Here is a 21,472-nt window from a genome sequence, read left to right as displayed (position 1 = left end):
CACCAAGCAGTATCTGCGGTATTTTCGGCAACAGCCGGGGGCCGCTTCGCGCCCCATCGCCGGCAAGCCGGGCCCCCACAGGTAATCCACAAGCCTGAATATCGTGGTTTACCTGTGGGAGCCCGGCTTGCCGGCGATGGGCTGCGAAGCGGCCCCCGAAGTCGGCGCTGCGCAATGCCGGAACCGCGTAAACCAGGCGACAACGCCAGTTCCTTTTCCCACTACCCTTGTAGACCGTCTTTTCTACCCCCATATTGGGGCGACTGACGCGTGAAGGAATACATCTTGAGCGACCTCCTCAACCGCCGCCTGAGCCTGCTCGGCGCCAATCTCCCCCTGCTCAAGCAGTGCCTGCACGGTATTGAGCGCGAATGCCTGCGCGTGACCGAAGAAGGTCGCCTGGCCCAGACCCCGCATCCGCAAGCCCTGGGATCGGCGCTGACCAACGAGCAGATCACCACCGATTATTCCGAGTCGCTGCTGGAGTTCATCACCCCGGCCCTGCCCGACCCGGCCAAGGTGCTGGAAAGCCTCGAAGAGACCCACCGTTTCGTCTACAGCAAGCTGGGCGACGAATACCTGTGGAGTCCGTCGATGCCCTGCACGCTGCCGGCCGAGGAGGACATCCCGATCGCCGAGTACGGCAGCTCGAACATTGGCAAGCTCAAGCACGTCTACCGCAAGGGTCTGGCCCTGCGCTACGGCCGCACCATGCAGTGCATTGCCGGTATCCATTACAACTTCTCGCTGCCCGAAGCGCTGTGGCCTTTGCTGCGCGCAGCAGAGGGCGGCAGCGAGAGCGACCGCGACTACCAGTCGTCGGCCTATATCGCACTGATCCGCAATTTCCGCCGCTACAGCTGGCTGTTGATGTACCTGTTCGGCGCCTCGCCGGCACTGGACAAAGGCTTCCTGCGTGGCCGCCCGCACCAGCTCGAAGAGCTGGATGCCGAAACCCTGTACCTGCCCTACGCCACCAGCCTGCGCATGAGCGACCTGGGCTACCAGAGCAATGCCCAGGCCGGCCTCACCCCGTGCTACAACAACCTGGCCAGCTACACCGACAGCCTGCGCAAGGCGGTGGGCACGCCCTACCCGCCTTACGTCGAAGTCGGCACGCACGTGGATGGCGAATGGGTACAGCTGAACACCAACATCCTGCAGATCGAAAACGAGTACTACTCGAACATTCGCCCCAAGCGCGTCACCTACACCGGCGAGCGGCCGATCCAGGCCCTGACCTCGCGCGGCGTTCAGTATGTGGAAGTGCGTTGCCTGGACATCAACCCGTTCCTGCCGGTTGGTATCGACCTGACCGAGGCGCGTTTCCTCGACGCATTCCTGCTGTTCTGCGCGCTGGAAGACAGCCCGCAACTGGACAACGGCGAATGCGGCCAGTGCACCAACAACTTCCTGACCGTGGTCAAGGAAGGCCGGCGCCCGGGCCTGGAACTTCACCGCAATGGCCAGCCGATCGGCCTGAAGGCCTGGGCCAGTGAGCTGATCGAGCGTATCCGGCCACTGGCCGAACTGCTCGACCAGGCGCAAGGCGGCGCAGAACACGGCAAGGCCCTGGATGCCCAGCAGGCCAAGGTCGACGACGCCTCGCTGACCCCGTCGGCCCAAGTGTTGGCGCGCATGACCGAGCATGACGAAAGCTTCGTCAAGTTCGCCTTGCGCCAGAGCCGTATCCACGCCGAAACTTTCCGCGAGCAGCCACTGCCAGTCGAACGCCAGCAGGCCTTCGAAACCCTCGCCCGCGACTCGCTGGCCGAGCAATCGCGCCTGGAACAACAGGAGGTCGGCGACTTCGACCTGTTCGTCGGTGCCTACCAGGCCAGCATCCTGGCGATCAGCAACTGATGACCCGCACTGCTACCCCGCGCAGGCCGCGCGCCAGCAGCCAGGCCAGGATCGAGGCGATTCTGGCGGCTGCACGCGAGTTGCTGGCCGAGCTGGGGGTGGCGGGCCTGTCTATCTACAGCGTGGCCGAGCGCGCGCAGATTCCACCGTCTTCGGTGTATCACTTCTTTGCCAGTGTGCCGGCGCTGCTGGAGGCATTGACGACCGATGTACACCGGGCCTTTCGTGAAGCGCTGAGCGCGCCGATCGACAGCAGTGCGTTCAACACCTGGCACGAACTGTCACGGCTGGTAGAGCAGCGCATGCTGGATATCTACAACGAAGACGCGGCGGCGCGGCAGCTGATCCTGGCTCAGCATGGCCTGAGCGAAGTGGTGCAGGCCGATCGGCAGCACGACATGGAACTGGGCGACTTGATGCACAAGTTGTTCGACCAGCACTTTCATCTTCCGGTGATGCCGGCGGATGTGGACGTGTTTGCCTTGGCCATGGAATTGAGCGACCGAGTGTATGCGCGGTCGGTGCAGCTGCACGAAGCGATCACCCCGCGCATGGCCGAGGAAGGCAAGCGAGTGTTCGAGGCGTATCTGGGGTTGTATCTGCCGCCATTTCTGGCCAAGCGTTCCAGCTGAGATCATTGGGGCCGCTGTGCGGCCCTTCGCGGGCACGCCCGCTCCCACAGGGACCGCGCAAAACCTGAAACCTGCGCAGTACCTGTGGGAGCGGGCGTGCCCGCGAAGGGCTGCAAAGCAGCCCCATGGCCCACACCTGTCACAGCTTGGCGATGGACACTTCAGTCGACTTCACGAAGGCAATCACTTCACTGCCCACCTGCAGCTCCAGCTCACGCACAGAGCGGGTGGTGATGACCGAAGTGACGATGCCCGAGGCGGTCTGCACGTCGATTTCCGACAGTACCGGGCCTTCGAGGATTTCTTTCACGGTGCCTTTGAACTGGTTGCGAACGTTGATGGCTTTGATGGTCATGATTTGATTCCTTCTCTATGGCTTCAGTCTGGTAAGTGAGTCAGTCAGTGCGCCCAACGCAGTTGCGTGGGCAAAGGGGCTACAGGATCCGGCTCGGGCGCAGCGCCCGGGGCCGACAGAACACGGTTGAGCACTTCGCTTTCCAGCGCGGCCAGGCGGTGCGAACCACGCGCCCGAGGCCGTGCCAGGTCGACAGTGAGGTCGAGCCCGACCTCGCCGTCCTCGATCAGGATCACCCGGTCAGCCACGGCGACTGCCTCGCTGACATCGTGGGTAACCAGCAACACGGTGAAGCCGTGCTGACGCCACAGGCGTTCGATCAGTTGCTGCATCTCGATACGGGTCAACGCATCCAGCGCACCGAGCGGCTCGTCCAGCAGCAGCAGGCGCGGCTGGTGAATCAGCGCCCGGGCCAGGGCCACGCGCTGCTTCTGGCCACCCGAGAGTGCCGCCGGCCATTCATTGGCGCGGTCGGCCAGGCCAACCGACTCCAGCGCTTCCAGCGCACGCGGGCGCCAGTCGCCAGACAGGCCCAGGCCAACGTTGTCGATCACCTTCTTCCATGGCAGCAGGCGCGCGTCCTGGAACATCAGGCGGGTTTCTTCGCGGGCCTGCTCCAGCGGCGCGGCACCGGCCAGCAACTGGCCTGCAGTAGGCTGATCGAGACCGGCGAGCAGGCGCAGCAAGGTGCTCTTGCCGCAGCCACTACGGCCGACGATGGCGACGAACTGGCCGGCAGGAATATGCAGCTCGATACCCTTCAGTACCTCTCGCTGGCCAAAGGTTTTGCGCAGGCCGCTGGATGCCAGCGGGATACCACGCAGCAGGCGTGGCGGCTGTTCCTTGAGCACGGTCATGCGCCCTCCTTCTTCGCCACTTGATAGGCCGGGTGCCAGCGCAGCCACACACGCTCCAGGCCGCGGGCGGCGAGGTCGGCAAGCTTGCCGAGCACGGCATACATGACGATGGCCAGCACCACCACGTCGGTCTGCAGGAACTCACGGGCGTTCATCGCCAGGTAACCGATGCCGGCATTGGCCGAAATGGTTTCGGCAACGATCAGGGTCAGCCACATGAAGCCCAGGGCAAAGCGCACGCCTACCAGGATCGAAGGCAATGCCCCGGGCAGGATTACCTGGCGGAACAGGCTGAAGCCGGACAAGCCATAGCTGCGCGCCATCTCCACCAGCGCCGGGTCGACGTTGCGGATACCGTGGTAGGTGTTCAGGTAGATCGGGAACAGCGTGCCCAGCGCGACCAGGAAGATCTTTGCCGACTCGTCGATACCAAACCAAAGGATCACCAGCGGGATCAGCGCCAGGTGTGGCACGTTGCGAATCATCTGTACCGAGCTGTCGAGCAGGCGTTCGCCCCAGTTCGACAGGCCGGTGATAAAGCCCAGCACCAGGCCGATGCTGCCACCGATGACGAAGCCCAACCCGGCACGCCAGCCACTGATGGCCAGGTGGGTCCAGATCTCGCCGCTGCGCACCAGCTCGACGCCGGCGCTGACCACGGCGCTGGGCGCAGGCAAGATGCGCGTAGACAGCCAGCCGGCGCTGACCGCCAGTTGCCAGGCAGCCAGCAGCAGTACCGGCAGCGCCCATGGCGCCAGGCGCTGGCCAAGGTTGTTGGAAGTTGCACGACTCATGGCCTGGCCCTCAGCTCTGCGCTACGGACTTGGGCAGGATGTCGTTGGCCACCATTTCGCCAAACGGGCTCACATAGCCACCGGTCTTGGCTTGCTCCGGGCGTTGCACATCCAGGTGCGGGAACAGCAGCTCGGCCACCCGGTACGACTCTTCCAGGTGCGGGTACCCGGAGAAGATGAAGGTATCGATGCCCAGCTCGGCATATTCCTTGACCCGCGCCGCGACGGTGGGGCCATCCCCCACCAGCGCGGTACCGGCACCACCACGTACCAGGCCGACACCGGCCCACAGGTTGGGGCTGACTTCCAGCTTGTCACGGTTGCCGTTGTGCAGGGCGGCCATGCGTTGCTGGCCGACCGAGTCGAAGCGCGCAAGCGAGGCCTGGGCACGAGCGATGGTGTCGTCGTCCAGGTGCGAGATCAGCTTGTCGGCGGCGGCCCATGCTTCTTCGTTGGTCTCCCGCACGATCACGTGCAGGCGGATGCCGAAGCGCACTTCACGGCCCTGGGCAGCGGCTTTCTCACGCACCTGGGCGATTTTTTCGGCGACCGCACTCGGCGGCTCGCCCCAGGTCAGGTACAGCTCGACCTGCTCGGCGGCCAGGTCCTGTGCGGCTTCGGAGGAACCGCCGAAATACAGAGGTGGGCGTGGTTGCTGGATCGGCGGGTAGAGCAGCTTGGCGCCCTTCACCTGGATGTGCTTGCCGTCATAGTCGACCACCTCGCCTTCCAGCACCTTGCGCCAGATACGGGTGAACTCCACAGAGGCTTCATAACGTTCCTGATGGTTCAGGTGCAGGCCGTCACCGGCCAACTCGTCCGGGTCGCCACCGGTCACCAGGTTGAACAGCGCGCGGCCGTTGGACAGGCGATCAAGGGTTGCTGCCTGGCGTGCCGCCACGGTCGGCGAAATGATCCCGGGGCGCAGGGCAACCAGGAACTTCAGCCGCTGGGTCACAGGAATCAGCGATGCCGCGACCAGCCAGGAGTCCTCGCAGGAACGCCCGGTAGGGATCAGCACGCCACCAAAGCCGAGCCGGTCAGCCGCCTGGGCGATCTGCTGAAGGTAGCCATGGTCGACGGCGCGTGCACCATCGGAAGTGCCCAGGTACTTGCCGTCACCGTGGGTAGGAAGGAACCAGAAGATGTTAAGGCTCATTGGAGTTGTCTCCTCAAGGGGGCTCAGCCAGGGCGGCGCCCCGGCGCAGGCGAATCAATCAAGGCGCACTGGCGACCTTGGCCGGGGGTGTCCAGATCACGTCCTTGATGCTCAGCGGCTTGGGAATCAGCTTCAGTGCCTGGAACGTGTCGGCGATCTTCTGTTGTGCGGCCACCACTTCCGGGGTGAGCGGCGCGGCACCGTAGCCTTGGCGCTTGACCGAGGTCAGGGTGATGTCGCCAGGCAGGCCGAGCAGCGGCGCGACCTGTTCTGTCACTTCCTGTGGGTTGGCCTGGGACCATTCACCCACGGCACGCACTTCTTCGATCAGGGTGTTGATCACAGCCGGGTGCTGGGTCGCGTAGTTGCGAGTGGCCAGGTAGAACTGATGGTTGTCGACCAGGCCCTTGCCGTCACGCAGGGTATGAGCCTGCAGCTGTTTCTCGGCGGCAGCCTGGTACGGGTCCCAGATCACCCAGGCGTCCACGCTGCCGCGCTCGAAGGCGGCGCGGGCGTCGGCCGGTGGCAGGTACACCGGCTGGATGTCGGTGTATTTCAGGCCTGCGTCTTCCAGGGCGCGAACCAGCAGGTAGTGAACGTTGGAGCCTTTGTTGAGGGCGACTTTCTTGCCCTTGAGGTCTTTGACCGACTGGATCGGTGAGCCCTTCGGCACCAGGATCGCCTCGCTGTGCGGGGCTGGCGGCTCGTAGGCGACGTACAGCAGGTCGGCACCGGCGGCCTGGGCAAACACCGGTGGGGTTTCGCCGGTGACGCCAAAGTCGATGGAGCCGACGTTCAGCCCCTCAAGCAGCTGCGGGCCGCCGGGGAACTCGGTCCATTGCACCTGCACGCCCTGCTCGGCCAGGCGCTTTTCCAGCGTGCCCTTGGCCTTGAGCAGCACCAGGGTGCCGTATTTCTGGTAACCGATACGCAGGCTCTCGGCCTGGGCTTGGGTGATGGCGCCGAAGGACACAGCCGCCGCAAACAGGGCGACCAGACCGCGACGCAAGAAGACTGTGCGCATGGCGCTCTCCTGTGCGAGTGGGTTCGGGTTGCACCTGCTTGCCTCGTTGTCGGGCGAGTAAGGTGGTAAAGCGGGTTGGGCCGGTCAAATGCTCCAGCGAGCGCTGATCAGGCGTTCGTTCAATACGCCGGGGGCCACGGGGCGCGGCCGACGGGCCAGTGCAACGTGGAAGGTTTCCAGCGCGTCCTGCAGGCGTTCTTCCAGCGCAGCTGCGAGCTGCGCAGGCCTGCTGCCTTCTCCGTAGGCGACCTGACTGTCGTCGGCGAAGATCCCTTGCAGGGTCTCTTGCGCCTTGAGTGCCGACAGCACAGGTTTCAATGCGTAATCCACCGCCAGCATGTGAGCGATGCTGCCGCCGGTGGCGATTGGCAACACGATCTTGTGTACCAGGGCGCGTTCGGGCAGCAGGTCGAGCAAGGTTTTCAGGGCACCGACGAACGAGGCCTTGTATACGGGCGTGGCGACTATCAGGCCATCGGCCTGGGCCACCAGCTGCTGGAAGTGCTGCACCTGCGGGCTGTCGAAACGGGCGTGCAGCAGGTCTTCGGCGGGAAAGTCACGTACCTGGAACGTCACTACCTCGACGCCACGGTCCTGCAGCCACTGGCGAGAACGCTCCAGCAGCACGCCGGAGCGTGAACGGGTACTGGGGCTACCACCGATTGAGACGACCAGCATTGCAGCGCTTCCTTGTTTTCTGTTGGAGGTGACATTAACAGTCGGCGCATATATCTAGAAATCATATTTTTTCATTTGTTTATTCCATTTTTATCAATCTCCTGTTTTGACCCTTTCGCGGGTATACCCGCGAAGAAGCCATCGCAGTTTTCAGCAGGCATAAAAAAGGGCCGTCGAAACGGCCCGAATATCCCTGCTTTGGCTAAGAGCAATGCAACGAGGAATCCTTTAACGATTGGGCTGCGGGGTCAGCCGCAGATAGGGTTTGACCGCCCGGTAACCTTTGGGGAAGCGCTGTTTGATCTCTTCTTCATCCTTCAGCGAGGGCACGATTACCACGTCGTCACCGTCCTGCCAGTTACCTGGCGTGGCGACCTTGTGGTTGTCGGTCAGCTGCAGCGAGTCGATCACCCGCAAGATTTCGTTGAAGTTGCGCCCGGTACTGGCCGGGTAGGTGATGGTCAGGCGCACCTTCTTGTTCGGGTCGATGACGAACAGCGAGCGCACAGTCAGGGTGTCGCTGGCGTTCGGGTGGATCAGGTCGTACAGGTCAGACACCTTGCGGTCGGCGTCGGCAATGATCGGGAAGTTGACCACGGTGTTCTGGGTTTCGTTGATGTCATCGATCCAGCGGTGGTGCGAATCGACCGGGTCCACCGACAGGGCGATGGCCTTGACCCCGCGTTTGGCGAAATCGTCCCTCAGCTTGGCGGTAAGGCCCAGTTCGGTGGTGCACACCGGAGTGAAGTCGGCCGGGTGGGAGAACAACACCCCCCAGCTGTTGCCCAGCCACTCGTGGAAGCGGATCTTGCCTTCGCTGGAATCCTGTTCGAAATCGGGGGCGATATCACCGAGTTTTAGGCTCATGGGCTGCGGCTCCTTTGTGCTGGGTTCTGTACCGTGTGGGTTGAATGTGCCTGCATTTGATTAAAAACAAAAAGAATAAATACTGATTTATTTATAACCATTAGGCATACGAAATCGCAGATACAAAAAAGCCTCGCGCTAGGCGAGGCTTCTTGTTCAGCAACGACTTACAGGAAGTTGTAAGTGTAGTTCACGATGAAGCGAGTCTGGTCTTTGTCCCCGATGCTTTCGCCGCTACCACGGTAAACACCCTGACGCAGGCTGAAGCCCAGGCCTTTGAGGGAGCCTTGCTGAATGGTGTAGTCGACGCGTGCGTCACGTTCCCATTCGTTGTAGCTGCCGTCGCCCGACTTGTTGCGGATGTCGTCACCACGCAGGTAGGCCACCGAAGCCTTCAGGCCTGGAACGCCCAGGGACGCGAAGTCATAGGAGTACTGACCGAAGGTGGTGTTCTCACCGGCACGAGCGAACTGATTGATCATGCTATCGGTGAACAGGTAGAAGCTTGCGCCGCCATTGCCTTCCAGCGAGGAAGTGGCGCCGTCCTTGCGGACGCTACCTTGGTTCAGCCAGACGAAACCACCATCGTCACCCACTTGCTGGTGACCGAGCATCAGCGCGTGGCCACCCAGGGTGTAGGTGAACATGGCGCTCCAGGTCTTGTTGTCGACCTCGCCCCCGTTCTTCGCGTAGCCACCGTTGTTGTCGAAGGCGTAACCGGTCTCGCCATTCTTGCCGTCGCTGCGGCTATCGAAGTAGCGCAGGTCGGTCTTGAACGACTGGTTGTCGGCGATCTTGAAGACGTGGGTAGCACCCAGGAAGTGCTGCTTGTAGAAGTCTTCCAGGTTCGAGTAGTAGTACTGCAGGGTCAGGTCTGGAGTGAGCTTGTAGTCACCACCGGCAAACTGGAACTTGTTGCTGTCGCGGAAGGCGCCAGAAACGGAAAGACCGGTACGGTTGCTCGAAGCACGACCCATGGCGTGGGTCAGTTGACCAGCATTGATGGTCAGATTGTCGATTTCCTTCGACTGCAGGGTGCCACCCTCGAAGGTCTGTGGCAGCAGACGGCCATCGTTGGAGACCAGGATCGGCAGCATAGGCGCCAGGGCGCTACCGTAGTGGACCTCGGTCTTGGAGAAGCGAGCCTTGGCGTTACCACCAATGCGTGCCCAGTCGTGGACTGCCGAACCATCGGAGTCACTTGGGAAGAAGGTGTTGTTGGCATCTTGGCGGCTACCACGGCCACCATCCAGGTGAATGCCCCACAGTGCCTGAACGTCGACACCAAAACCTACGGTGCCTTCGGTGAAGCCAGACAGGTAGTCGAGTTTGAAGCCTTGACCGCTTTCTTTCTGGTCGATACCGCTTTCGCGGTTGTCGTCGTTGAAGTACATGGTGCGCGAGCTGAGCGACAGTTTGCTGTCTTCAACGAAACCGGCAGCGCCTGCTTGTTGGGCGAGAACCCCCAGTGCCACGGCCAGGGCCAGGCTGGACTTGTACATGTTTTGCTCCTCTACGTTCTAATTCTTGTGTATCTCTGGCGGTGGGATCTGCTGCCCCGCTCACCGTGGATTGGCGATTTAGTCCCAAAGTGTGACCGTTTAGTCAATCGTTTCTAAACGTTTCTCGACTTTGGTCTAAGACGCCACCTGCGCTACAGGATAATGACAATCCTATAAATCCAAAATGACTGTTTTATGAATTGGTAAGATTTTTAAGGAATATGTTAGGAACTGTTACTGCCATTCGTTAGCAGCAGCGTATTTTTCATAACCCTTGGCTATTTGCAAACGTTTGCTCATAACCTAATTCCGTAACGTTCTATCGGGACGAAAAAGCCTAGCAGCCGTCTGTGATTTCGCCATTGCCCAGGATTACCTATGGTGCGTCCTTCGTGCGCTCGATGTGGGAGCGGGCATGCCCGCTCCCACAGGGGATCGCGTAAAGACAGCATGGTTAAAGCAATTGGCTCCTAAGCTAATGCAAAAAAGTTATTTATTTTAATTTTCTTAGATCATTTAGCCTTCTCGCCATCCATCACACCGATTGCCTGACGAGAGGTCCACCATGATCCCGCACGCTCCGCTGCGCCTGTTCGCCGCCCTGACCCTCGCCAGCGCCAGTTGGTTGGCCCAGGCTGCCGACCTGACCGTGGCCTACCAGACCACCGTCGACCCAGCCAAAGTGGCGCAGGTCGATGGCAACTACGAAAAAGCCAGCAACACCAGCATCGACTGGCGCAAATTCGACAACGGCGCCGAGGTGATCACCGCCGTAGCCAGCGGCGACGTACAGATCGGCTACCTGGGCTCCAGCCCGCTGGCCGCCGCAGCCACCCGCAAGCTGCCGGTCGAGACCTTCCTGATCGCCACACAGATTGGCGCCGGTGAAGCGCTGGTCGCTCGCGACAGCATCAAGACGCCACAAGACCTGGTCGGCAAGAAAGTCGCCGTGCCGTTCGTCTCCACAGGCCACTACAGCCTGCTGGCCGCGCTGAAGAGCTGGAACATCGACCCGTCCAAGGTGCAGATCCTCAACCTGGCGCCGCCGGCGATCATTGCCGCCTGGAAGCGCGGCGACATCGACGCCACCTACGTCTGGGACCCGGCCCTGGGCGTAGCCAAGGAAAACGGCAAGGTGCTGATTACCTCCGGCGAGCTGGCCGAGAAAGGCGCACCGACGTTCGACGCGTGGATCGTGCGCAAGGACTTCGCCGCCAAGCATCCCGACGTGGTCAAGGCCTTCGCCAAGGTCACCCTCGACGCCTACGCCGACTACCGCAAGAACCCGCAAGCCTGGCTGGCCAACCCCGACAACGTGAGCAAGCTGGCCAAACTGTCTGGTGCCAAACCTGCTGACATCCCGGTGCTGCTGCAGGGCAACGTCTACCCGCTGGCCGCCGACCAGGCCAATGCACTGGGCGCGCCGACCACCCAGGCGCTGACCGACACGGCCACCTTCCTCAAGCAGCAAGGCAAGGTCGACGCGGTGCTGCCGGACTACTCGCCGTACGTCAGCGCCCAGTACCTGCCCAACTAAGCCTGTAGAAAACCGACCGGAGCCTGCCATGGCCTTGCTCGAACTGGAGCGCATCAGCGCACAGTACCCCGGTGCCGAAACCCCGGTACTGGCCGACATCAACCTGAGCCTGGGGCCACGCCAACTGCTGGTGGCCCTGGGGCCTTCCGGCAGCGGCAAGACCTCGCTGCTCAACCTGATCGCCGGCTTCGTCGCCCCCAGCGGCGGGCGCATCACCCTGGACGGCGTGCCCGTCCAGGGCCCCGGCGCCGAGCGCGGCGTAGTGTTCCAGGACGATGCGCTGCTGCCCTGGCAGAACGTGCTGGGCAACGTCGCATTCGGCCTGGAACTGGCCGGCGTATCACGTGCCGAGCGTGAGGCCAAGGCCCGCGAAATGTTGGCCCTGGTCGACCTGGATGGCTTTGGCGAGCGGCGTATCTGGCAATTGTCCGGTGGCCAGAAGCAGCGCGTGGGCCTGGCCCGGGCGTTGGCAGCCAATCCACGGGTGTTGCTGATGGACGAGCCGTTCGGCGCTCTTGATGCCTTCACCCGCGAGCAGATGCAGGAATTGTTGCTGCAGGTATGGCAACGCACTGCCAAGCCGGTGTTTCTGATTACTCACGACATCGAAGAAGCAGTGTTCCTCGCCAGCGAGCTGGTGCTGCTGGCGCCCAATCCGGGGCGCGTGGTGGAGCGCCTGCAACTGGACTTCGGCCAGCGCTACGCAGCAGGTGAACCCGCGCGGGCGATCAAGTCCGACCCGGCCTTCATCGAGACCCGCGAGCACGTACTGGCACGGGTGTTCTCCCAACGTCAAAGCTTGCAGGAGCGCGCATGAGCAGCCTGGACCTGCCGGTCGCCGGCAAACGCAACACCCAACCCCGGCCAGCCACCAAGCTGCGCCGCCCCCTGCCCACCCGCTGGATAAGCACCCTGACCCTGGCCAGCCTGTTGTTTGCCTGGTGGCTGGTGACAGCGGCCGGCTGGATCGAACCGCTGTTCCTGCCCTCGCCCGCCGACATCCTGACCAAGGCCGGAACCCTGCTGACCCAAGGCTACATGGATGCCAGCCTGTGGCAGCATCTGGGTGCCAGCCTGGGGCGCATCGGCGTGGCCCTGCTTGCCGCCACGCTTACCGCCATCCCGGTGGGTATCGCCATCGGCTACAACCGCGTGGCCCGCGGCATTCTCGACCCGCTGATCGAGTTCTACCGGCCGATCCCGCCGCTGGCCTACCTGCCGCTGATCGTCATCTGGTGCGGCATCGGCGAGCTGTCCAAGGTGCTGCTGATCTATCTGGCAATCTTCGCCCCTATTGCCATTGCCACCGCCACCGGCGTACGCACGGTCGACCCGGCCAAGCTGCGTGCCGCGCAATCGCTGGGCGCGACCAAGGCCCAGCTGATCCGCCACGTGATCCTGCCCAGCGCCCTGCCCGACATCCTCACCGGCATCCGCATTGGCCTGGGCGTTGGCTGGTCGACCCTGGTGGCCGCCGAGCTGATCGCCGCCACCAGCGGCCTGGGCTTCATGGTGCAGTCGGCGGCGCAGTTCCTGGTTACCGATGTAGTGGTGCTGGGGATCCTGCTGATCGCGCTGATCGCCTTCGCCCTGGAAATGAGCCTGCGTGCCCTGCAACGCAAACTGGTGCCTTGGCACGGGCAGAGCCACTGAATCCTGTTGACCACGCCAGCAGCCTGGCGCCTGTTTGAAGAGACCGACATGAGCCTGACCATTACCCCCCTCAGCCCGGCGCTTGGCGCCCAGATCAGCGGCGTGGACATCAGCCGCGATATCACCTTAGAAGAACGCGACGCCATCGAGCAGGCACTGCTGCAACACCAGGTGCTGTTCTTCCGCGACCAGCCGATCAACCCGCAGCAGCAGGCACGTTTTGCCGCCCGCTTCGGCGACCTGCACATCCACCCGATCTACCCCAACGTGCCGGAAACCCCGCAGGTGCTGATCCTCGACACGGCGGTTACCGATGTGCGCGACAACGCCGTGTGGCACACCGACGTGACCTTTCTGCCGACCCCGGCCCTGGGCGCGGTGCTCAGCGCCAAGCAGTTGCCGGCCTACGGCGGCGATACCCTGTGGGCCAGCGGCATCGCTGCCTTCGAAGCATTGTCGGCACCGCTGCGCGAGATGCTCGACGGGCTGACCGCCACCCATGACTTCACCAAATCGTTCCCGCTGGAGCGCTTCGGTACCACACCGCAAGACCTGGCGCGCTGGGAAGCAACCCGGCGCAACAACCCGCCGCTGTCGCACCCGGTGGTGCGCACGCATCCGGTGAGCGGGCGCAAGGCGTTGTTCGTCAACGAGGGGTTCACCACGCGCATCAATGAGCTGAGCGAACTGGAAAGCGAGGCACTGCTGAAGCTGCTGTTCGCCCATGCGACGCGGCCGGAGTTCAGCATTCGCTGGCGGTGGCAGGAGAATGACGTGGCGTTCTGGGACAACCGCGTGACCCAGCATTTTGCCGTGGATGACTACCGACCGAACCGGCGGGTGATGCATCGGGCGACCATCCTCGGGGATGCACCCTTTTAGTTGTTGCCTGTACCGGCCTCTTCGCGGGCTTGCCCGCTCCCACAGGTTCAACACAGTTTCTGAAATCTGTGTCGGACCTGTGGGAGCGGGCAAGCCCGCGAAGAGGCCGGTACAGGTTATTACCTGACCAGATGCAGGTACTGCATGTGCCGTTCGTACTGGTCGAGGATGTCGTTGATGATCTGCTCCTTGCTGTAGCCCACCAGGTCATAGTTCTGGCTGCCTTCGCTCAGGTGCACCTCCGCCCGGTAGTAACGGCGGTTCTTCAACTCTTGCGTACCCAGCCCACCCAAGGCGAACGATGGCGTGAAGTAGCCACGCATCTGCACCTGGTAAATGAACGGCTGTTCCTCGCCATGGCCAATCTTCAAGCTGACGTTGTCGTGGCTCGGGTCGTCCTGGGTAATCAGCACCAGGCCCTTCTGCTCGAACACTTCACGCACATCGGCAATTGCCGGGCGCACCACGTCGTCCATGAAGCGGTACACCTCATCACGCGACGGGAAGTGCACCGCCTGGCTCAGGCGCTGGCGCCAGCCACCACGGCCGCGGCGTGACTGGGCGAACGGGGCCAGCGAATGCATCTGCGCGATCTGCCGTTGCGACTCCAGGTAGAACGCCTTGTGCAGCCCCCACATCATGCACAGCAGGATCAGCGAGAACGGCAACGAGGTCAGCACCACCGCCGATTTAAGCGAATCGATGCTGCCGGCGAACAACAGCGCACTGGTGATCAGCGCCGTCATCGCGCCCCAGAAGATGCGCAGCCAGTTCGGCCCATCCTCGTCGGCATCACCACCCTTGGCCGACAAGGTCGAGAGCACCACGGTGCCCGAGTCGGCCGAGGTGACGAAGAACACGAAACTGATGAACACCGTCATGGCGATCACCGTCTTGCTCCAGGGGTAGGTCTCCAGCAGCAGGTACAGGCTCATCGACGGGTTATCCAGCGCCGACTGGCCCAGCGCTGTCATGCCATGGTTGATGACCTGGTCCAGGGCGCTGTTGCCGAAGATCGACATCCACGCCAGGGTGAAGCCCAGTGGAATCAACAGCACACCAAAGACGAATTCGCGGATTGTGCGGCCACGGGAGATGCGGGCGATGAACAGGCCCACGAACGGCGCCCAGGCAATCCACCAGGCCCAGTAGAACACCGTCCAGCCGCCCAGCCAGTCACGGTTCTCGCCGTAGGCATAGACGTCGAAGCTCTTGCGCGGCAAGGCACCCAGGTAATCGCCGAGGTTCTGGATCAGCGTGTTGAACAGGTGCTGGGTAGGCCCTGCAAACAACACGAACAGCAACAGCGTGCAGGCCAGGAACAGGTTGATGTCGCTCATCACCCGCACCCCCTTCTCCACACCGGCAACGGCCACGGCCACCGCGGCACCCATCATCAGAGTGATTAGCAGCACCTGCACCCACTGGCTGTGGTCGATGCCGAACAGGTAGTCGAGGCCAGCATTCAGGTGCAGCACGCCAAACCCCATGTCGGCACCCAGGCCGAACACCGTGGCGATGATGCCGAAGCCGTCCACTGCATAACCGATCGGCCCGTTGATGCGCTTGCCTATCAGCGGGTACAACGCCGAACGCAAGGCCAGCGGCAGGTTGTGCCGGTAGGCGAAGTAGGCCAGGGCCATACCAACGAAGGCGAACACACCCCAGCCATGCAGGCCCCAGTGCAGGAACAGTATCTGCATCGCCTGGCGCCCGGCCTCGGCCGTGCCCGCTTCGCCCTGGGGCGGCTGCAGCATGTGGGTCAAGGGTTCGGAAACACAGAAGAAGAACAAGGTGATGCTGATGCCGGCGGCAAACAGCATGCCGGCCCACGACAGGTAGCTGAACTCGGGCTCGTCGTGGTCGGCACCGAGCTTGATCTTGCCGTAGCCGGACAAGGCGGTGACCACCACGAAGACCAGGTACAGCGTCATCGCCAGCATGTAGTACCAGCCGACCGTGTTGGCCGCCCAGTTCTGCGCCGCCAGCAACCAGTCGCCTGCTGCTTGCGGATAGGAAATGACCACCAGGCCGAAGATGAGGATGAAACTTGCCGCGAAATAGAACACCGGGGGGTTCATGCGGATCTTGCCGTTGGCAAGGGAAGGGGTCGGTGCACTCATTGGGGGTGCACCTCGTCGAATGACGTAAGGCTCGGAATGAACGGGTTCAGCAAAGGAATCCTCCTGTTGAACACCGGCAGCGGACCAGCGTTTTTTCATTGAACAAGCGTTCAAGTTAAACATGGATCGGATTTCAATGCGAATCGGGGCGCTGATTGGTGCCCTCCTGCACTGGCCTCTTCGCGGGCTTGTCCGCTCCCACAGGTACTGCACAAGATTCAATATTTGTGCGGTCCCTGTGGGAGCGGGCAAGCCCGCGAAGAGGCCGGTACAGGCCAAGGAAATGCCAGATCAGTTCTTGTCCAGGCAATCCAGCTGCAGGTTGGCCTGGGTAATGTTGCTCTCGGCCGGCACACTGCGGGTCAGCCACACATTGCCGCCAATGGTCGAGCCTTTGCCGATGGTGATCCGCCCCAGCACCGTGGCCCCGGCATAGATCACCACATCGTCCTCGACGATCGGGTGACGTGGCAGGCCCTTGTGCAGGGTGCCCGATTCATCGCTGGGGAAGCGCTTGGCACCCAGGGTCACTGCCTGGTAGATGCGCACACGCTCGCCTATGATCGCGGTTTCGCCGATCACCACGCCGGTACCGTGGTCGATGAAGAAGCTCGGGCCGATCTGTGCCCCGGGGTGAATGTCGATCCCCGTGGCCGAATGCGCCAGCTCCGAGCTGATCCGCGCCAGTAGCGGCAGGCCGGCCTGGTACAGGTGGTGCGCCAGGCGGTGGTGGATGATTGCCAGGATGCCCGGGTAGCACAGCAGCACTTCATCGACACTGCGCGCCGCCGGGTCGCCGTGATAGGCGGCCAACACATCGGTGTCGAGCAGCACGCGCAGGCCCGGCAGGGCGGCGGCGAAATCCTGCACCAGGCTCAGCGCATGAGCATCGACGCCAGCCAGCTCGCCCTTGCTTTGCCGTGCGGCGTAGCGCAGCTCCAGGCGGGCCTGGGCCAGCAACGCAGTCAGCGCGGCATCCAATGTATGGCCGACGTAGAAGTCTTCGCTTTCTTCGCGCAGGTCGACCGGGCCAAGGCGCATGGGGAACAGTGCGCCGCACAGTTGCTCCAGGATGTGCCGCATCGCTTCGCGCGAAGGCAGCTCACGCCCGCCCTGCTCGCCGCTGCTGCGGCCGTTGCGGGTACGCCATTGTTCACGGGCACCGCGCAGGCCGGTGACGATGCTCTGCAACTGCCAGTGCCCGGGTGAAGGTTGTTCGCTCACGGTTTTCTCCTGCCTGAAGAGGCCAAATGTTTGTATCGGCAGGTCAGGCCCTTTCGCGGGTAAACCCGCTCCCACAGGTACACCACAAGGCTCAAGATCTGTGGGGTCCCTGTGGGCGCGGGTTCACCCGCGAAAGGGCCGGACCTGCTTACATGTAATCCACTCTACGGCAAATCCATCTCTTGGAAAAAACAACGCTTTATTCCATCCTGCGCTAAGTCAGGCATAAGCCGCGATGACGGAGCAGGCAACCTCGCCTACCCTCAAAGCAGCCAGCACCTGGCAGAGCACAAAAAGGAAATAACAAAATAATTTTTTAGTATTTCCTGGCCTAAGCAGCCGACCCTATAGTCGCCACCCACTACTTACACAACAAGCGCGGGGCTCTGAAATGTCTAAATTCGCCAAACCGCTACTCAACGCCAGCCTGGCACTTCTGCTGGGTGCCGGCCTGCTCAGCCAGGCCTTCGCCGGTGAGCAGCTGAAGACCATCCAGGAAAAAGGCGTGATCAACGTCGGCCTGGAAGGCACCTACCCACCGTTCAGCTTCCAGGACGAAAACGGCAAGCTGACCGGCTTCGAAGTGGAGCTGTCCGAACTGCTGGCCAAGGAGCTGGGGGTAAAGGCCAAGGTGCAGCCGACCAAGTGGGACGGCATCCTCGCCGCCCTGGAATCCAAGCGCCTGGACGTGGTGATCAACCAGGTGACCATTTCCGAAGAGCGCAAGAAAAAGTATGACTTCTCCGAGCCTTACACCATCTCCGGCATCCAGGCACTGATCCTGAAGAAGAAGGCCGAGCAGCTGAACATTCACAAGGCCGCAGACCTGGCTGGCAAGAAGGTCGGCGTGGGCCTGGGCACCAACTACGAGCAATGGGTCAAGAAGGATGTGCCGCAAGCCGATGTGCGCACCTATGAAGACGACCCCAGCAAGTTCGCCGACCTGCGCAACGGCCGTATCGACGCCATCCTGATCGACCGCCTGGCCGCGCTGGAATACGCGCAAAAAGCCAAGGACACCGAACTGGCCGGCGATGCATTCTCGCGCCTGGAAAGCGGCGTGGCCCTGCGCAAGGGCGAGCCGGAACTGCTGGCAGCGATCAACAAGGCGCTGGACAAGCTCAAGGCTGACGGCACGCTGGCCAAGCTGTCCGAGAAATACTTCGGTGCCGATGTCACCAAATGATTGCTGAAAGCCTGCAACTCGTTGTCGACTCCGCGCCCTTCCTGCTGAAGGGCGCGGGTTATACAGTGCTGCTCAGTGTTGGCGGCATGTTCTTCGGCTTGCTGCTGGGCTTTGCCCTGGCACTGATGCGGTTGTCGAAGATCTTGCCGCTGAACTGGCTGGCGCGGGTCTACGTGTCGTTCTTCCGCGGCACGCCGTTGCTGGTGCAGCTGTTCGTCATCTACTTCGGCATGCCGCAGATCGGCATCGAGCTCGACCCGATCCCGGCATCGCTGATCGGCCTGTCGCTGAACATGGCTGCCTACATCTGCGAAATCCTGCGCGCGGCGATTTCCTCGATCGACCGCGGCCAGTGGGAAGCCGCCGCCAGTATCGGCATGACCCGCGTCCAGGCCATGCGCCGGGCGATCCTGCCTCAGGCATTGCGTACCGCACTGCCGCCGCTGGGCAACAGCTTCATCTCGCTGGTCAAGGACACCGCCCTGGCGGCGACCATCCAGGTGCCCGAGCTGTTCCGCCAGGCCCAGCTGATTACCGCACGCACCTTCGAAGTGTTCACGATGTACGTGGCAGTAGCGGTCATCTACTGGGTGCTGTGCAGCATCCTCGCGCACTTCCAGAACCGCATGGAAGCGCGAGTCAACCAGCATGACCAGGAGCATTGAGCATGATTGAAGTCAAAGGCCTGACCAAGCGGTTCAAGGGCCAGACCGTGCTCAACGGTATCGACCTGACCGTGCAGCCCGGCGAAGTGGTGGCCATCATCGGCCCCAGCGGCTCGGGCAAGACCACCTTCCTGCGTTGCCTCAACCTGCTGGAAACACCCGATGCCGGGCAGATCCAGATTGGCGACATCAGCATCGACGCCAACCGCCCGCTAGGTGGGCAGCAAAGTGCGATTCGCCGCTTGCGCCAGCAGGCCGGGTTCGTGTTCCAGAACTTCAACCTGTTCCCTCATCGCACCGCCCTGGAAAACGTGATCGAGGGGCCGGTGATCGTCAAGAAGACGCCGCGCGAGCAGGCCATCGAACTGGGCCGGCGCCTGCTGGCCAAGGTCGGCCTGGCGGGCAAGGAAGACGCCTACCCACGGCGCCTGTCCGGTGGCCAGCAGCAACGGGTTGCCATCGCCCGCGCCCTGGCCATGGAACCGGAGGTGATCCTGTTTGACGAGCCGACCTCGGCGCTGGACCCCGAACTGGTGGGTGAAGTGCTGGCGACCATCCGCGGCCTGGCCGAGGAGAAGCGCACCATGATCATCGTTACCCACGAGATGAGCTTTGCCCGCGACGTGGCGAACCGGGTGATCTTCTTCGACAAGGGCGTGATCGTGGAGCAGGGCGAGGCCAAGGCGCTGTTTGCGGCGCCGAAGGAAGAGCGTACCCGGCAGTTCTTGCGCAAGTTCCTGGGGACTGCTGCCTCCGAGTAAACCTGTTGCGGCCTCTTCGCGGGCACGCCCGCTCCCACAGGTGTGGCACCGATTTCAAGATCTGTGCTGTACCTGTGGGAGCGGGCGTGCCCGCGAAGAGGCCGGCACATCCGCAGCAAAATCCCCCTTCTATACATATTCCAAAGAGTTAGTTCATAAACTTTTTATAAAGCATTAGGGTATATAAACCGGACCACCGGACCAGCACATATCTGTCGCGATCAGCTGTAGCGGCACTACTTTTTTGTGAGGTCAGGAATGGTCAGGATCACAATCACCCCAGTGCGTAACGCCAGGGCATTGAGTGCAGCCAAGGAGCGGCACTGATGTCCAGCCAACCAAATACCCAATTCCACAGCGATCTCGACAGCTCGCCCCTGCTGCTGCCGGCCAAGGTACTGCGCAACGACGCTGAAGCCCTGCAAGCGGCCCGCGAACTGGCCGAGGTCGCCCGCGAGCAGGCCGCCCGCCGCGACCAGCAACGCAAACTGCCATGGGCCGAGATCGAACTGTTCACCCGTAGCGGCCTGGGCAGCATCAGCGTTCCCAAGGCCCATGGCGGCCCCGATGTGTCATTCGAGACCGTGGCCGAAGTGTTCCGTCTGATCAGCGCCGCAGACCCGGCCCTGGGGCAGATCCCGCAGAACCAGTTCGGCATGTTGCAGCTGCTGCGCCTGACTGCCACCGAGGCGCAGCAGGCGGTGATCTTCCGCAGCGTCCTCGATGGCTGGCGCATCGGCAATGCCGGCCCCGAACGCGGCACCAAGGACACCCTGACCCTCAAGGCCAGGATCACCCGCGTCGGCGACAGCTATCGCATCAGCGGCGAGAAGTTCTATTCCACCGGTGCCCTGTTCGCCCACTGGGTGGCGGTCAAGGCACTGGACGACGAAGGCCGCCAGCGCCTGGCATTCGTGCGCCGAGGCAGCCCGGGGCTGCGCATCGTCGATGACTGGTCCGGGTTCGGCCAGCGTACCACTGCCAGCGGCACCGTGCTGCTCGACCAGGTACCGGTGGATGCCGACCTGGTGATCGACAACTGGCGCCAGCGCGACATTCCCAACATCCAGGGCGCTGCCTCGCAGCTGATCCAGGCGGCGATCGATGCTGGCATCGCCGAAGCGGCGATCGAAGACGCCATCAGCTTCGTGCGCGAAAAGGCTCGGCCATGGATCGAGGCCAAGGTCGACCGCGCCAGCGACGACCCCTATGTGATCGCCGACATTGGCCGCCTGAAGCTCGAGCTGCACGCCGCCGAAGCGCTGCTGCGCAAGGCCGCGCGAGTCCTCGACGAAGTCAACGCCGCGCCGATCGATGCTGCAAGCGCGGCGCGAGCTTCGATCGCGGTGGCCGAGGCCAAGGTGCTGACTACCGAGATTGCCCTGCAGGCCAGCGAAAAGCTGTTCGAGCTGGCCGGCAGCCGCGCCACCCTCGCCGAGTTCAACCTCGACCGCCACTGGCGCAATGCCCGGGTGCACACCCTGCATGACCCGGTGCGCTGGAAGTACCACGCGGTTGGCGCATACCACCTCAACGGCACCTTGCCTGCACGGCATTCCTGGATCTGATTTGTGGGCCCTGGGGGCTGCTTTGCAGCCCAATCGCCGGCAAGCCAGCTCCCACAGGTCCTGCACTGCCTTCAAGACCTGTGCTGTCCCTGTGGGAGCTGGCTTGCCGGCGATTGGGACGCGAAGCGGCCCCTAAGGCCCC

At 62.7% G+C, this 21,472-nt stretch carries 20 protein-coding genes; 10 read left to right on the top strand and 10 right to left on the bottom strand.

Annotated features, from left to right (window positions below; genetic code table 11):
* The first annotated feature begins 285 nt into the window (after positions 1-285).
* Together gshA and CAF92_RS07070 are read left to right on the top strand one after the other, a co-directional pair.
* The gene (gshA, locus tag CAF92_RS07075) at positions 286-1,863 is read left to right on the top strand and encodes a glutamate--cysteine ligase (protein WP_178081769.1); all 1,578 of its coding nucleotides are present in this window, start codon (positions 286-288) and stop codon (positions 1,861-1,863) included.
* Positions 1,863-2,495 carry a TetR/AcrR family transcriptional regulator gene (locus CAF92_RS07070; RefSeq protein ID WP_085599959.1) on the top strand — a complete coding sequence of 211 codons (633 nt, stop codon included), beginning with the start codon at positions 1,863-1,865 and terminating at the stop codon, positions 2,493-2,495. Before gshA ends, CAF92_RS07070 begins: the two co-directional genes overlap by 1 nt.
* A gap of 139 nt (positions 2,496-2,634) precedes the next feature.
* On the opposite strand, the gene CAF92_RS07065 is transcribed toward CAF92_RS07070, so the two are convergent.
* The 8 genes from CAF92_RS07065 to CAF92_RS07030 all read right to left on the bottom strand — a co-directional run bounded on the left by CAF92_RS07065 (position 2,635) and on the right by CAF92_RS07030 (position 9,731).
* Entirely contained in the window at positions 2,635-2,850 is a 216-nt protein-coding gene (locus CAF92_RS07065) for a molybdopterin-binding protein (protein WP_003255829.1), read from the bottom strand.
* Positions 2,851-2,894: 44 nt separating this feature from the next.
* Positions 2,895-3,707: an aliphatic sulfonates ABC transporter ATP-binding protein gene (gene ssuB / locus CAF92_RS07060; RefSeq protein WP_013970450.1), complete on the bottom strand. Its 813-nt coding sequence runs from the start codon at positions 3,705-3,707 to the stop codon at positions 2,895-2,897.
* On the bottom strand, positions 3,704-4,501 hold the full coding sequence (gene ssuC, locus CAF92_RS07055; protein ID WP_046614535.1) for an aliphatic sulfonate ABC transporter permease SsuC: 798 nt from the start codon (positions 4,499-4,501) through the stop codon (positions 3,704-3,706). Before ssuC ends, ssuB begins: the two co-directional genes overlap by 4 nt.
* A 10-nt stretch (positions 4,502-4,511) precedes the next feature.
* Positions 4,512-5,660 carry an FMNH2-dependent alkanesulfonate monooxygenase gene (gene ssuD, locus CAF92_RS07050; RefSeq protein ID WP_025337326.1) on the bottom strand — a complete coding sequence of 383 codons (1,149 nt, stop codon included), beginning with the start codon at positions 5,658-5,660 and terminating at the stop codon, positions 4,512-4,514.
* A 58-nt stretch (positions 5,661-5,718) separates the two neighbouring features.
* Positions 5,719-6,684: a sulfonate ABC transporter substrate-binding protein gene (locus CAF92_RS07045; RefSeq protein ID WP_085599957.1), complete on the bottom strand. Its 966-nt coding sequence runs from the start codon at positions 6,682-6,684 to the stop codon at positions 5,719-5,721.
* An 84-nt stretch (positions 6,685-6,768) separates the two neighbouring features.
* On the bottom strand, positions 6,769-7,362 hold the full coding sequence (ssuE, locus tag CAF92_RS07040; protein ID WP_085599955.1) for an NADPH-dependent FMN reductase: 594 nt from the start codon (positions 7,360-7,362) through the stop codon (positions 6,769-6,771).
* Between the two features lie 228 nt (positions 7,363-7,590).
* Positions 7,591-8,229, bottom strand: coding sequence for a peroxiredoxin (locus CAF92_RS07035; protein WP_085599953.1), 639 nt, complete (start codon positions 8,227-8,229; stop codon positions 7,591-7,593).
* Positions 8,230-8,396: 167 nt separating this feature from the next.
* A complete protein-coding gene (locus tag CAF92_RS07030) occupies positions 8,397-9,731 on the bottom strand; it encodes an OprD family porin (RefSeq protein ID WP_085599951.1) in 1,335 nt (444 codons plus the stop codon).
* 565 nt (positions 9,732-10,296) lie between these two features.
* On the opposite strand from CAF92_RS07030, the gene tauA reads away from it, so the two are divergent.
* The 4 genes from tauA to tauD are packed head-to-tail and all read left to right on the top strand — an operon-like array spanning position 10,297 to position 13,803.
* Positions 10,297-11,268 carry a taurine ABC transporter substrate-binding protein gene (tauA, locus tag CAF92_RS07025; RefSeq protein ID WP_085599949.1) on the top strand — a complete coding sequence of 324 codons (972 nt, stop codon included), beginning with the start codon at positions 10,297-10,299 and terminating at the stop codon, positions 11,266-11,268.
* 28 nt (positions 11,269-11,296) lie between these two features.
* A complete protein-coding gene (gene tauB, locus CAF92_RS07020) occupies positions 11,297-12,085 on the top strand; it encodes a taurine ABC transporter ATP-binding subunit (RefSeq protein WP_085599947.1) in 789 nt (262 codons plus the stop codon).
* Positions 12,082-12,921, top strand: a complete 840-nt coding sequence (tauC, locus tag CAF92_RS07015) for a taurine ABC transporter permease TauC (RefSeq protein WP_046614541.1) — start codon at positions 12,082-12,084, stop codon at positions 12,919-12,921. Before tauB ends, tauC begins: the two co-directional genes overlap by 4 nt.
* Positions 12,922-12,969: 48 nt before the next feature.
* Positions 12,970-13,803, top strand: coding sequence for a taurine dioxygenase (gene tauD / locus CAF92_RS07010; RefSeq protein WP_085600142.1), 834 nt, complete (start codon positions 12,970-12,972; stop codon positions 13,801-13,803).
* A gap of 119 nt (positions 13,804-13,922) precedes the next feature.
* On the opposite strand, the gene betT is transcribed toward tauD, so the two are convergent.
* On the bottom strand, positions 13,923-15,884 hold the full coding sequence (gene betT / locus CAF92_RS07005) for a choline transporter BetT (RefSeq protein WP_178081770.1): 1,962 nt from the start codon (positions 15,882-15,884) through the stop codon (positions 13,923-13,925).
* A gap of 333 nt (positions 15,885-16,217) precedes the next feature.
* Positions 16,218-17,150, bottom strand: a complete 933-nt coding sequence (gene epsC, locus CAF92_RS07000; RefSeq protein ID WP_085599943.1) for a serine O-acetyltransferase EpsC — start codon at positions 17,148-17,150, stop codon at positions 16,218-16,220.
* Positions 17,151-17,541: 391 nt separating this feature from the next.
* Between epsC and tcyJ the strand changes: the two genes are divergently transcribed.
* The 4 genes from tcyJ (at position 17,542) to CAF92_RS06980 (ending at position 21,330) form a co-directional block, all read left to right on the top strand.
* Entirely contained in the window at positions 17,542-18,336 is a 795-nt protein-coding gene (gene tcyJ, locus CAF92_RS06995; protein WP_015268587.1) for a cystine ABC transporter substrate-binding protein, read from the top strand.
* The gene (gene tcyL, locus CAF92_RS06990; protein ID WP_025337317.1) at positions 18,333-19,001 is read left to right on the top strand and encodes a cystine ABC transporter permease; all 669 of its coding nucleotides are present in this window, start codon (positions 18,333-18,335) and stop codon (positions 18,999-19,001) included. The genes tcyJ and tcyL overlap by 4 nt, the downstream gene beginning before the upstream one ends.
* A gap of 2 nt (positions 19,002-19,003) precedes the next feature.
* Complete coding sequence (tcyN, locus tag CAF92_RS06985; protein ID WP_013970435.1) at positions 19,004-19,762, top strand: L-cystine ABC transporter ATP-binding protein TcyN; 759 nt, start codon at positions 19,004-19,006, stop codon at positions 19,760-19,762.
* Between the two features lie 326 nt (positions 19,763-20,088).
* Positions 20,089-21,330 carry an SfnB family sulfur acquisition oxidoreductase gene (locus CAF92_RS06980; RefSeq protein ID WP_025337316.1) on the top strand — a complete coding sequence of 414 codons (1,242 nt, stop codon included), beginning with the start codon at positions 20,089-20,091 and terminating at the stop codon, positions 21,328-21,330.
* Positions 21,331-21,472: the final 142 nt, after the last annotated feature.

Origin of the sequence: Pseudomonas sp. B10(2017), from assembly GCF_002113295.1 — a bacterium.
GTDB lineage: Bacteria > Pseudomonadota > Gammaproteobacteria > Pseudomonadales > Pseudomonadaceae > Aquipseudomonas > Aquipseudomonas pudica.
This window is presented reverse-complemented; position numbering and strand designations above follow the sequence as displayed.